The 13,532-nt window shown below is 33.0% G+C and carries 10 protein-coding genes; 4 read left to right on the top strand and 6 right to left on the bottom strand.

Annotation, left to right across the window (positions count from 1 at the left end; all coding sequences use genetic code 11):
* Positions 1-51 precede the first annotated feature (51 nt).
* Together ACE939_RS15225 and ACE939_RS15230 are read right to left on the bottom strand one after the other, a co-directional pair.
* The gene (locus ACE939_RS15225) at positions 52-1,026 is read right to left on the bottom strand and encodes a type I phosphomannose isomerase catalytic subunit (RefSeq protein ID WP_378186535.1); all 975 of its coding nucleotides are present in this window, start codon (positions 1,024-1,026) and stop codon (positions 52-54) included.
* Positions 1,027-1,047: 21 nt separating this feature from the next.
* The gene (locus tag ACE939_RS15230) at positions 1,048-1,869 is read right to left on the bottom strand and encodes a dolichyl-phosphate beta-glucosyltransferase (protein ID WP_378186536.1); all 822 of its coding nucleotides are present in this window, start codon (positions 1,867-1,869) and stop codon (positions 1,048-1,050) included.
* A gap of 178 nt (positions 1,870-2,047) precedes the next feature.
* On the opposite strand from ACE939_RS15230, the gene ACE939_RS15235 reads away from it, so the two are divergent.
* Genes ACE939_RS15235 through ACE939_RS15245 form a run of 3 tightly spaced genes read left to right on the top strand, consistent with a single transcriptional unit; the run spans position 2,048 to position 7,906 of the window.
* Entirely contained in the window at positions 2,048-5,137 is a 3,090-nt protein-coding gene (locus tag ACE939_RS15235) for a hypothetical protein (protein ID WP_378186538.1), read from the top strand.
* On the top strand, positions 5,134-6,360 hold the full coding sequence (locus ACE939_RS15240) for a hypothetical protein (protein ID WP_378186541.1): 1,227 nt from the start codon (positions 5,134-5,136) through the stop codon (positions 6,358-6,360). The genes ACE939_RS15235 and ACE939_RS15240 overlap by 4 nt, the downstream gene beginning before the upstream one ends.
* Entirely contained in the window at positions 6,353-7,906 is a 1,554-nt protein-coding gene (locus ACE939_RS15245; RefSeq protein ID WP_378186543.1) for a cellulase family glycosylhydrolase, read from the top strand. Before ACE939_RS15240 ends, ACE939_RS15245 begins: the two co-directional genes overlap by 8 nt.
* A gap of 16 nt (positions 7,907-7,922) precedes the next feature.
* Here ACE939_RS15245 and ACE939_RS15250 read toward each other — a convergent pair whose 3' ends face one another.
* From ACE939_RS15250 to ACE939_RS15265, 4 genes are all read right to left on the bottom strand, one after another.
* A complete protein-coding gene (locus tag ACE939_RS15250; RefSeq protein ID WP_378186546.1) occupies positions 7,923-9,134 on the bottom strand; it encodes a glycosyltransferase in 1,212 nt (403 codons plus the stop codon).
* A gap of 145 nt (positions 9,135-9,279) precedes the next feature.
* Positions 9,280-10,521: an oligosaccharide flippase family protein gene (locus tag ACE939_RS15255; protein ID WP_378186548.1), complete on the bottom strand. Its 1,242-nt coding sequence runs from the start codon at positions 10,519-10,521 to the stop codon at positions 9,280-9,282.
* 91 nt (positions 10,522-10,612) lie between these two features.
* Positions 10,613-10,912 carry a hypothetical protein gene (locus ACE939_RS15260; protein ID WP_378186549.1) on the bottom strand — a complete coding sequence of 100 codons (300 nt, stop codon included), beginning with the start codon at positions 10,910-10,912 and terminating at the stop codon, positions 10,613-10,615.
* Between the two features lie 16 nt (positions 10,913-10,928).
* Positions 10,929-11,225 carry an STAS domain-containing protein gene (locus ACE939_RS15265; protein ID WP_378186551.1) on the bottom strand — a complete coding sequence of 99 codons (297 nt, stop codon included), beginning with the start codon at positions 11,223-11,225 and terminating at the stop codon, positions 10,929-10,931.
* A 253-nt stretch (positions 11,226-11,478) separates the two neighbouring features.
* Here ACE939_RS15265 and ACE939_RS15270 point away from each other — a divergent pair, with 253 nt between their 5' ends.
* Positions 11,479-13,497 carry a tetratricopeptide repeat protein gene (locus ACE939_RS15270; RefSeq protein ID WP_378186552.1) on the top strand — a complete coding sequence of 673 codons (2,019 nt, stop codon included), beginning with the start codon at positions 11,479-11,481 and terminating at the stop codon, positions 13,495-13,497.
* Positions 13,498-13,532 lie beyond the last annotated feature (35 nt).

Raw genomic sequence — 13,532 nt, forward strand, 5'->3', positions numbered from 1 at the left:
ACAAATGAAAGAATAGATGAAATTGATAAAACAGTTTTGGGGAACGTATTTTTAAGCTATGTAAACTTCTAATAGTTCAGCATTATCAGATGTTATAATGGCATTAGATGCTGTGGCTGGTATAAGAAGTGTTTCACCCTGCGAGATGACTTCGGTTATATTATCAATGGTTACAGTTGCTCTACCTTGTGTACACATATAGATAACAAAAGAATCAAGTTGAGTATAGTCTTTACAAAAAGAATTTTTAACTCCTACAAAATTCGTGGTGAAATAGGGGCACTCTGTGATTGTAGACGATTGATTAATTAGTTTATCATAGTGCATTATGTAATTATCATTTTTTGAATAATTAATCACGTCGAACGCCATATCATTGTGCAAGTCTCGTGAGTTTCCTTGTTTATCGGTTCTGTTATAATCGTATACGCGGTATGTTATATCAGATGTTTGTTGAATTTCAGCAATCAAAGCTCCAGCCCCAATTGCGTGAATCTCTCCAGGATTGATAAAAAAACAATCTCCATTTTTAATTGATTCTGTATGTAATACATCCTCTAGTGAATTATTTTTTAAGTGATATTTATATAAATCTTTATCCATATGGTCTTCAAACCCTATAATTACATTTGCATCGGTATCAGCTTGCATTACGTACCACATTTCAGTTTTACCAAATGAGTTATGGCGTTTACCAGCAATCGCATCATCAGGATGCACTTGAATTGATAAATTTTCTTGGGCGTCAATAAACTTAATGAGTAGTGGGAAATTATTTCCGAAGGTTTTATAGTTGTTTTTTCCCATTAATTCTTGGTTAAACTGTTGCATCATTTCTTTTAAACTCATTCCCTTAAGTATGCCATTGGCTACAACAGAAGTCGAATGTTCATCTACATCACTAATTTCCCAACTTTCGCCAATGTTTTGTTTTTTAGTTTTTTTATTTAGGATGTTTTTTAATTTATTGCCACCCCAGATTTTCTCTTTTAATATAGGTTCGAATTTGATTGGATAATTTATCATGACATTATGTTGTTAAGGTTATTATGCGGCTAATGATGTGTTGTTTACTCCAAATATTTCTATGGTAGGTTCTATAGTATTTTTGGCATTTACAGCAATGCTGGATTGTAGTACGGTATAGTTGAACCATATTGATAATAATCTGTAAGGAATCTCAAGAGAATCTTTTAAGCCCAGTTTAGAGTCTTCCATATGAACCCATCTTTTTAGAGGTTGTTCCAGAATTTTTGCCATTACTTTTGATTTACCGTAAAACTTTTTAAGCTTTATGAACATCTCTACATCAAATAACCAACGGCTATAAAATTTTGTTTCGAAAAGTACTGGTACAAGATGTGCTCGATAAACTTTTGCACCACATTGAGTATCTTGGATAAAAAGTCCTAGTATTGCCACGATCAAAAGATTGATCATTTTTGAGATTAATCCTCTAATTTTATCTTTTTCGATCCCCTGAGATGGATTTTTTGCTCTAGAACCAAATACAAAATCTAATTTATCATTGTTTTTAAGCGTTGTAAGTAAGCCTGCAAAATCTTCAAAATCTGTAGACAAATCTGCATCGATGAAGCCTACAAATTTAATATCACCTCTTTTATAAAGGTATTGAGATCCAGTGCGAACAGCAGCTGCTTTACCAGCATTTTTTTTCACATCTACAATACTGATTTTTCTTGGATTGGTTTCTTGAATTTTTTTTAGCACTTGGATGGTATTGTCTTTACTCCCATCGTTTACAAAGCATAAATGATATTGATTTTTCTTGTTTGCAAATTGAATAAAAGCGTTTACATCTAGTCTGTTTTCTTCGTTATAGCACGGTATGATTATTCCAGTTTTCATAGTAGTTTGTTTTGGTTTATAGTCCAAATCTACGAGGAGCACACAGTAAAAAATCTCATATTTCGTTGACTAGCAACTTAGTATCGATAAATGGTTTTCGTCGAAAGACATTCCGTTTATCGAAATCAAACATTATTGTATATTTAATCAATTAAAAAGAGTGATATCAAGATCATAAATGGATAAAAGGACAAATAAATATGTGATAAGTGCAGTTCTTATTGGATTGGCTTTCCATGGGACTAGTATTTTTTTTACTTTAGAATCTACGTATGATGCATTGATTCATTTATTTTTTGCCGAGCATTATTCACAACAATGGTTTGAGCCATGGAGTTATAAGTGGTATACAGGTTTTACGGTCATGGGTTATCCACCACTAGTGCATCAAGCAATTGCTTTGTTTTCATATCTAGGAGGTCTTAAGTTTGGAATGTTTACCGTTGCTATAATTGGGGTTATTTTGTTTGTTACGGGGGTGTATCGTTTTGCTTTATTAATTACTGCAAATCGAAAAGCAGCCGGTTATGCATCCATAGTAGGAATATTATCCACTTCATTTGTTGAGACACTACATATATTTGGACAATTACCTAGTATAATAGGTATATCCATTCTAATGCACGCCTTACCAGAAATCTATTTATGGATTAAGACAGGTCGCTATCGATATTTGTTAACTTCGATAAGTTTATTAGCTGTTACGGTTACCTCTCATCATGTTACGCCCATCTTTGGCATGGTGTTTTTTATCTTTCCATTAATAGGTATGGTTATTATGGATGCCTCGCGTGAAAAGGTGCGAAAGTATCGCGAGATTACGTTTGTGATTTTTTTTAAAAATTTTTTACAATTATTTAAAAGAATTCTTCTGTTTGGTTTGCTCTCTCTTTGTAGTATAATCCTTTGTATTTTGCCGTATTGGATTAACACAAAAAATAACCCGATTACTCAGGTTCCCATCCCACATGGTTCTCGAGATAATTTTTTAGAAGTGACCTCATCGGGCTTGGTATTTTTCTTAATTCCTTGGGGGATTCTTTTGTTTTTATTGCCGTATATATTTTATAGATATTATAGTAAACGGTATTTGTTTTTTGGGTTTTCGATAACATTATTAACCATCTTAGGTACTGGGGGTACTACACCTGTACCTAAAGCAATTTTGGGAGATAATGCATTTAATATCCTTACCCTAGATAGATTTACTCTTTGGGCTTCTATTATGGCTCTTCCAATTTTTGGTGAGTTTGTTTATCGATTTGTAGAAGGTGATTTAAGAAATTATATTCAAGATAGATTTGGGAGTATTTTTCACCGTTTGCTAGGAGGTATTTTAGTAGGTATGATTGTCTTTATGCTAATCTTTACGATGAGCCTTGGTTATTTTAGACCTAACCAACCACAAGAAATTAAAATGTTACCAATACTCAATTTTTTGAGTCAAGATCAGCACGACCATTGGCGATTCTTACCGTTGGGTTTTGGGGATCAAATGGCATGGTTATCTGCGCAAACTAATGCCATGACAGTGGATGGTAATTATCATTCTGCAAGAAGATTACCAGAATTAACAACACGAGCAGTAGAGCGATTAGAAAACTCAAAATTTAGAGGGATCGAGGGGATAGGATCTTTACAGCAATTTCTGACAGTTCCAGAAAAGTATAATCTCAAATATGTTTTTTCTAATGATAAATTTTATGATCCTATACTTTATTTTTGTGGTTGGCAACGGCTTAGGCAGCTAGAAAACGGCATTATGGTATGGGAAAAATTGAATATAGCACCTCTACCATCAATGATACCCAAAGAAACCGTGCCAATGTATCAAAGTTTGCTTTGGGGAATATTTCCTTTTCTAACAGTTTTAATTGCATTTGTTATCAATATTCAAATGATATGGGTACGCACACTGCGCTCCAGATTTGAGAGATTTCCCGAATATTTAAGATTTCAAAACACCTATTTACAGTTTAATAAAAAGCTTGTAAAAGCGTCTTGTATATGGGCCGTTTTTCTTTGTATTCTATTTGGTTATGGTACTTATCTCTTTTACATTAAGAATTCAACTCAAATCAGTGCTCCTAATGTTTTAAAAGCATATTATGATGCGCTAGATTTTAAAGAGTTTAAAAGAGCGTATTCTTATATAGATCCCCAGAGCGACAAGAGTATGGATCAATATATGCTTGAGGTATCAGTAAGTGATGGTGTTTTAAGCTCCTACGCCAAATTAGAAACTATTGATGTTCAACTTTTAAAAAGTACCGATTCGACAGCCAAAGCCAAAGTTATCACAGAATGGATTACACCTCTGGAGAAATTAAATAAGATTTTTTACCATACCTTAAACAAGAGGAGAGGCAAGTGGTTTATAGAACCACTTGCATATGACTTGGATATACCGCCAGATCAATTATATACAGAAAGTACGAATAAGTTTTATAATCATGGTAGAAGAAGGATCACCTCAGAACAAACATATCATGAAGATGTTTTGAAGCAACCTGTACTGCAAGTTATATCTGCAAAGTTGGTCGCATATGATACTATATATAGTATTGTCGGCGAAATTCAAAATATAGACGAAGTTCCCTCGGATGTGGTCGTTAAAGGGAGTTTGTATAACACAGAGAATGATTTATTGGCAACATATAATGTTAAGCATCAAATGAAACACAAACTTATGCCAAAAGAGATTACAAGTTTTCGTGTCAATTTTGAGGGAATAGCATGGATAAATACAGAGGATAGAATACCACAAACTTTTGACCCCAACGAATTTACATCCATTGCGTTAGCAGAAACACCAACGGTTTTTGACTTACAATGTGCAGGCAATGTAGCAACCACAGATTTATATAAATCTGTAGCCTTAAATAATTTAGTCATACGCGCTAATGAAGTTTCGGGTTTTCTTTTCAATTTTGGGGTTCAAGAAGTAACAATTCCGCAACTGATAATTTCTTATTACAATGCAGAAAAAAGGTTGATTTGGGTCGATCATCATTACCTAAGAGAAGGAATACGACCACAAAGAAGACAATTTTTTAAATTTACACTACCTTCACTTAAAGAGGTTTGTATTATCAATAATAGCTTGGATTATATTATGATCAATGGACTTTCAAACGAAAGTTTGGGTAATAAAATACTTCCAAAACGAAAGGAAAATCATAGCATCAATCAATTAATACCTGTTCAAGGTGATGCATACGATTTTATAAAGATTGAAATTAACAATTATGTTGGAGCGCCTTTATGATGAATAAAACGGAGTATATAATATGGGTGTTTTTGATAATTCTATTTGGAGCATTTGGTTATGCTGGATATAGAGCAAACTTAGCGCAATCAGAACTGAAACTAACCGATTTCAAGAATGAGTTCACTGCCGGAGAAAAGATAGTCTTATCGTTTAAAAACGTTACCGAAGGTGAATTCACACTTCTGGGTAATACCTCATATGGTCCATTTTTTATGACAAATGTATCGCATAACGGAATGATTAACTTCAATTTCCCAGAACATCTTGCAAAAAATACCGGAAGTGTTACCTATAAAATAAGGCACAATGATAAAATCGTGTATTCTGGTAATTTTAATATAAGCACCAAAAAAATTGTACATTTAGAAACCTATATCGGTCCGCCATCCATTCTAGCAGGCGGTAAAGATTTTTCGATGGTGGTTGTGGTTCCTACAGATAGTTTTAATAATCCTATAGGTGAACCACGCACTATCCAAATGAAGCATCAATTTGGTCCAGAAATTTTTGTTGACACGGTTGTTATTAAGGATTTGATAGGATGGAAGCGCTTATACTCTTACCCAGAAAGTGGTAAGATTCTTTTCACATCAACGAGTAGTCAAACTACATCTAAAGAATATACTGTAGACGTAACTTCGGATATAGCTACTGATTTTAACATATATTCAGAACGTTTACACGAGTATGCAGATGGTAATCAGTTAATTACATTTTATACATCGGTAATCAAAGATAGTCATACGAATGTTGTAACCGACGGGACCTTGGTCACTTTTAATTGTCAACCTGATGAAGGGTTACCTCTACAAACGTATGGGACGACTATTGGAGGAATAGCCAAAGCAATACTGTTGCATCCAGATAAAGAAACCTCTTGGCTTGTTGAGGCATATGTTACAGGAATAGCCAAAAGTAATTCACTTTCAGTAACTTTTAAAAAAGCAGTCTCAGATTTTGAAGTGAAATTCACCAACAAAAATAGAGTCATAAGCATAGGTCCCTTGCATAGTTTTATGGGACAATTGATGCCAGATGGTGCTGTAGTTAGACTTCTTGTAGATGCCCCCGAGGGAGTGTGTTTATCAATGGTAGAAAGTTCAAAAGATGGTTTTGTAAAATTTTATCTATCCGAAGATTTTTACGAAGCAGGATCATACAATTTTGTTATACAAGCTTTAGGAATAACAAAAACCTTTAAAAACATAGTTTATGAATAAACGATATAACAAACTTTTTTATAGGATTTTATTGGTTTCTTCTTTTTTACTTGTCAATATAGCTGTGCTGTTTGGGATTAGTCAAGTTTTGTCTTTCTTAAATACTGGAGCCGATAGAACTTCTATGCTCCATATTAATTTTGAAAAAAAAGAGGTGTATCGACCTAAATTGCTTTGGCAGGATTCTATTAATCCAGGGCGACCAATCGAAAAATTTACTATGCGATCAATCCAGAGTGATTATCTAAAATCATGGTACGTTCGTCAAAATTCCTTCGCAAAAACCGAGACTATTGGTATATCAGATTACTTTACCCAAAATGCAAAAAAGAAGCTAGTAGAACACGTGAATTATTTGGCCTTAAATAAAACCCATATCGCTGGTACTACATTATCTCACAATTTAAATCTGGATTTTTTAAGTTCTGACGGACAGTTAGCCATATGCACAGATAAGAATGTCAGAGCGTATCAAAAAGTATATCACAAAGGTGAGTTGATACAGCAAGGCAATACTGTATCAACCTATAAAATAGTTTTTTTATTAGAAGATGGATTTTGGAAAATACGACATATGGTGAAACAACCAGTAACCAAACAATTAGATACTTTTCATAACACTCAATACTTTACCATTAAGAATGATAAGGTTTATTATAAAAATAAGCGATTTAAAATCAAAGGGGTTAATTATTATCCAAAGGATTCTCCTTGGGATATGTTTGGTGAAGAATTTGATATCGATAAGATTTCCAAAGATTTTGAACTCATCAAAACTTCTGGTTTAAATACACTTCGTATTTTTTTGCAATATGAAGATTTTGGTAAAGATCACGTAAAGAAAGGTAAACTTAAAAAACTGGATGCAGTTCTTAAAAGTGCCGAAAAACTAGGACTTAAAGTAATTGTTACATTATTTGATTTTTATGGGGATTATTCGGTATTAGACTGGACTTTAACACATCGACATGCCGAACAGATTGTAAGCTATTTTTCAAACAATCAAACAATTTTGGCATGGGATATTAAAAATGAACCAGACTTAGATTTTGAGAATAGAGGTGAGGAAGAGGTTATAGCGTGGCTGGAAGAAATGGTTTATCAGGTAAAAAAACATGCGCCAAAGCAACTGGTTACAATAGGCTGGTCTACAATTGATAAAGCATTAGTATTAAATGATAAAGTAGATCTGTTATCTTTTCATTACTACGAGGATATTAAGTATTTTGCTGATAAATATAAAACTCTCCAAACTAACAGTGAACAACCATTAATATTAGGAGAGTTTGGTATATCATCAAACTTTGGGTTTTGGGCTCCTTTTGGTAAATCTGAAACAGATCAGGCAAATTATCACAAGCAATTTCAGGAGTTAATTAAAAAAAATCAAATCAATTTTATGTCTTGGACGCTTTATGATTTCACGAAAATTCCTATCTCTGTTGTTGGACGATTACCTTGGCGTAAAAAGCAACAACAACACTTTGGGTTTATTGATAAAAGTGGAAATAAAAAGCCATCTTTTAAGTACATCAATTATGAATAGAAAGCTATGACCAGACTTAGACTTTTTGTAAGGTTACCTTTGATTTTTTCAGTTTTTCAGTTTTTATTTGATTAAAATTTTGAAGATACATAGCTGTTATCTTATGCATTGGATATGCAGTAGCCGCTTTATAATTTGCTTTTTCTAAAGTAACGCGATATGCTGTATCTACTACAATTCTCTGTATTGCCGTCGCTAAACTATCATTATTTTCAGGTTCAAAAAATTCACCTTGATACCCTTCATCTTTCATTAGAAGACTTAGATCTCCCAAATCAGGTAGTACAACTGCTTTCCCATAACTACCAGCTTGATGCAATACTCCAGAACTTCCTGTAGTAGAAGTATAAGGAAATATAACCATTGCACTTTCATTAAATAATGTAGCTACATCTTCCTCTTCGACATAGCCAGTAAATGTAATGCCAGAAACATGAGCGTATTGCTTTTTTACCGAATCCAAATAACCCGGAACATTAGGGTTGTCGGTCCCAGCGATTACAACTTCTAGCGGCAGATTTGTAGCAGCTCGAACTTTTTCTACTGCTTCGATCAATATTTCTACTTTTTTGTATGTCCCAAATTTACCAAAGGTCATAATCTTTAACGGACCCTCGGGGATCGTGTAGGTTGGCTCCTCGGGTACTTCAAAAGTTCCATGCGGAATTAAAACTACATTGTTTACATTGTATTTTTCTTCAAGAATATCGACATATTTTTGAATGGTTACAGCGACTCTATCAGTAGATAAAATAAATCGAGTGAGTGTTGATCCAATACTATTATATATTTTCTGAATCCATTTGTTTTTTGAAAAACCAGCACTTTCTAAGTCTACTTGCTCCATAATATTATGTAATAATGCGATTGTTGGAATTCCTTTTAACTTGCATAACCAAGGGAGTAAAAGTCCCAAAGCGGCAACTATCTTTTTGTCACCAAACTTCATGAATTGCAAATTAAAGAGTATGGCATCGGGTGCAGTCTGTTTAACAGCTTTCATAAGGGTATAAGCACTACGATAACTATTAAACTTCCAACATTTTTTTACAATAATTTTACAGCCATCTTCAATAAAAGATATATCGGCATTTTGTGAGTCAACATCTGTTAGTAGTATTAATTCACTTACTTCTTGTTGTTGTCTAAAATGCTTAACCAAATGATATGCATATTCGTTTAAGGTTACTTTACTCGGTGGATAGGCGGTTACAATTGCTAGTTTCATAGGTTTTTGATTTAGGTTTAACATATTAGCTTATACAAATATGAGCTTTTACAGTAGAGTGAAAATTTACTTTCGACGGAGTGCAAGAAGCTATAGTTTAATGGAGCTTATATGTTGATTAAGAGAAGAGTAAATATAATTAAAATTATATAATCTTTTGATTAGTAGTGTACTTAAGAAAAAATATTAATTGCACGATCAAAAGTACGAGCATTGCTACTATTTGCATCAAGACAACCTGTGTCAAGCTTTCGTGATAAAATACGATAAGAACTATCTGTGCAATACCCAAGATTCCCGATAAAATAACTGGTATATATTGGTCTAGTGATAAAAAGTAATATGCAAATATATTAGAGATGGCAAAGAGGGAAGTTGCCAACGCGTATTTCCATAAAAGCGGTGCGATCTCTATATAAGCAGATCCAAACATAAGATTGATTACTAAATTTGGAAATAGGTAGCATACAGCAATAATAGTAAGCGCTAGTAAACTAATGTAAAAAACGTAGTTAAGAAGTATTCCTTGATGCGCTTCGCCATCTTTTTGTTTCTGAATTACTTTGGGTAATAGCATCATAACCAGCATCCAAGCTACAAAATAAACCACCCTGCCAATGAGCGCTAGAGACGCATATAATCCAGCTTGATGTGAGTCAAAATAATGTTTTACCATTAAGATATCACTATTATTAATCAATATTTGAGTTAGTTCGTAAAAAGCTGTTAGTAAAATAAAATTACGTATCATTTTTTTGGATACAGAATCTATTTTTGCTTTTTTTCTAAAAAATAATTTTTGTTTTGAAAGAGGAAAAACACCGATAACAAAAGAGGCCAAAATACCTAAAACTATTGGCAGTGGTGAGGTAATGCCAAGCATATAAATAAGGGCTAAGGTTATGAGTAATCTACTTACCATTTCACTTTGATAAGTCAGGGATAGTTTGTTAAATTTTTTCTTCCCTTGAAATAAACCTCTATTTACACTCATTATAAAATAGATTGGAACACCTAAGCCAAACAGTGTAAAGAGTAGGCTCGATTGTGTATTAAAAAGCTCTTGTAGCTCGTTGGCAAAAAGGATAATGCAAATGCCAAAAATAGTACCCAAAATCAAGGATATTTTAAAAATTAAATTGATAAAATTATCAAGTAGAGTTTGGTCAAATAGTACTGAAAACTTAGCGGTAGCAAGCTGAAAAGTCATAGCTGCAAAAGAAAGTACAAGCAAAAAGGTAATTAAAACTGCGGCATCAGCAAATTGTGAGGGACCTAATATTCTACCTAAAATTAAGTTATATAAATAATTGCCACCATTTACAAGTACGCAGCTAAGCATAAATCGTTGTTCTTCGGTAATTTTTTTAATTATAGCGATAGGCATAGGTTTAAATTTAGGTTTAAGATGTAATGCAATATTTTAATACAATTACTATTCGAGGTAGCATAATTGAAACTAATTAATTCCTTTTTTGCTAATAATCCTCCCGTAGAATATAAGTCGATTTTCTTCTTTTTAATGTGGCAAGCAAATGATTGTTAGATTTAATCAATACAAACAAAACTTTACTTCGTTGTAATGCCTTTAATCGTATACTCTTTAAAAGTTCAAGTCCATAATTATCTATTTTCTCAATAAAATCAAGCGACATAACGACCTCTTCATAATGATTGAGTAAGTGTGAAAATTTTTCATGAACTAAACTGAGGTTTTGTCTGGTTAAATTACCACAAATTTCGTAAACTCCTTTGTTATTAATTATTTGCAGGCTCATAAAACAGTTTTTAAGATTAAACATAATCATTGCGTAGTACATACGAGTTCTCTCCAAAAACTTCTTGTACGGCGTTATTTTGTTTTCCGATTACAGAAAATATTTTATTACTCTGGATTGCCTTCTTATACAATTTTGTTACGATTTGAGCGGCATACGCATCTATATCGTGTAATTTATCTAGAGATACAATCACCTTTTCGGTTGTTTTTAAAAGCTGTGTAAAATGAGATTCGAAACAGTTAACGTTAGTAGCTAATAAGCTGCCGTTGATTTCAAAAATTCCTTGTGTATTTGTAATTGAAAGTGCCATAATGTTTTGGGTTTATATTGTTCTATGATTCAAAGATGATAAAATACTGCTATAAACGGTCATCGTATTCGACCAGAAGGAGTGTTCTGTAGACGAGTGGTTTGGATTCGAAGTTTTTTAAATAAAATAATATTGCTGGTTACATAAATGATTGTGTATATTGTTGTTTCTTAAAATTTTATAAAACCTAATGATGCGACTTTTATTCTTTCTGTTTTTTTCTGTGATATACACCCACTTATTTGCACAGGATATGGAAAAGGGATTCGATTTATTAGAAACAGGTCAATATCAAAAAGCAGAAGTTTTTTTTGCTGAGGTCTTAAAAGAGCATCCATCAAACAAGACTGCCCGATTATGTTATGGTCGATCCATTGGTCTTTCAGGCAAGGCTGAAAAAGCAGTTATACTCTTTGAAGAACTCAAAAAGGATTTTCCGCAGGATTTTGAAGTAATGCTCAACTATGCAGAATCTTTACTTTGGAGTAAAAGATTTACTGAAGCTGAAAAATTTTATAAAACCTTAATCGCACAGCAACCAACTAGTTTTCCCGCAATGTTGGGATATGCCAATGCATTGTCTAATCTCAAACAATATGCTAAGGCTTTGGAAGCGGTAAATACAGCCTTGACTATTCAAAAAGGTAATTCTAACGCATTGATTTCTAGAAAGTACATTAGACTAGGGTATTCAAGTATAATGGTTCAGGATAAAAACTATAACGAAGCCTTAGTGCTATTGGAAAAAAATTTAGAGGATTTTCCTAATGATAAAGATTCTCAGTTAACAAGAGCTTCCATTTATTTAAATATTAATAAGCCTGATGAAGCTAAAAAGGTATATGAGGCACTAGCCACAAATGCAAAAGACAGTATAGTATCCTTAAACGGGCTCTCACTAGTTGCACACAAAAAAGATAAGAACAAAACGGCATTGAGAATTGTAGAGAAAGCTTTGTCAAAAGCAGCAAAAATCAAAAGTGATACTACCTTATATCTCTCTACATACGAACGTTATGTACAAGCATTGCTATGGAATCAAAAATTTAAAAAAGCAGCTAATACACTCAAAGAGTTATCGATAGAGTTTCCTTCAGAACCTAGGATAACGGCTCTAGAAGCTGCTCGAGGCATGTATATAAGTGATTTTAAAACAAGTTTAGATCGTTACTCCAAAATTTTGCAAACTACTCCAAGTTCGTTTGATGGAAATTTGGGGATAGCCAATGCTTACAGAGCAACAAAACAAGATATGAAAGCTTACGAGTATGCCTATAAAACATTAAATTATTATCCAAAACAACCAGATGCAACCAAACTCATTACAACACTAAAAAAAGCACATACACCAACTCTTGAAAAGAAGACAAGCTTAACTTTTGATAATGGAAATAATGAAGCGTTTGCAATTGCAGTACAAACAAAATTTCCTATCACTGCTAAGTGGGTAACAAATCTAGCATACCAATACCGTAATACAAAAAATACAATTACCAAGAATGAAGCTACATCAAATGATTTGACGTTTGGAAGCAATTATAGTTTTAATTCGTTTATTCAATTTCAAGCTTCAATAGGTTTAAACTCCTCTGAAAGTTTTACGACTTCATATGATGAGGTAACTGCCAAAGCAGAAGTCACGTTGAAACCTTTAAAGTTGCTCAATTTGGCAATTGGGTACAATCGTGAGCTACAAAGTTTTAATGCCGATCTTATCGATCAGCAAATTATAATGAATAACTATTACTTGACGTATAATGTAGGGACTAACTTTAATTTGGGATGGTATACCCAACTTATACATACCACTCAAACTGATAATAATACGAGAGATTTATTGTTTACGTCTCTGTATTATACTTTTTTTAAAAAACCTATTTTAAAAGGAGGGATTAACTACCAATACATCTCGTTTAAAAATCAAGTGCCAACTATTTATTTTAGTCCGTCAAAATTTAATGTAGGAGAAGTTTTTCTAGAACTTTTAAGTGATTCTAAACAAAAATTATTTTACAATATTAGCACTGCTGCAGGTATACAATATATTGAAGATGACCCTGCTTCTTCAACATTTAGAGCTTCAGCTAAAATAGGATATAAATTTACTGATCGACTTGAGGCTAGTATTTACAGTAATTATAGTAATATAGCTTCAGCTACTGCTGCTGGTTTTAGATTTACCGAAGTTGGTTTTAAAGTACTTTGGCAATTTTTAAAACAGCCTATTTTTAATAAAAGGATCGAAGAAATTGAAAAAAAAGCAGCGAAATAATATAGTATCCCGCCGCTTTTCAACCTACTTAAACC

This window comes from Aquimarina rhodophyticola (assembly GCF_042434915.1).
Taxonomy (GTDB): Bacteria; Bacteroidota; Bacteroidia; order Flavobacteriales; family Flavobacteriaceae; genus Aquimarina.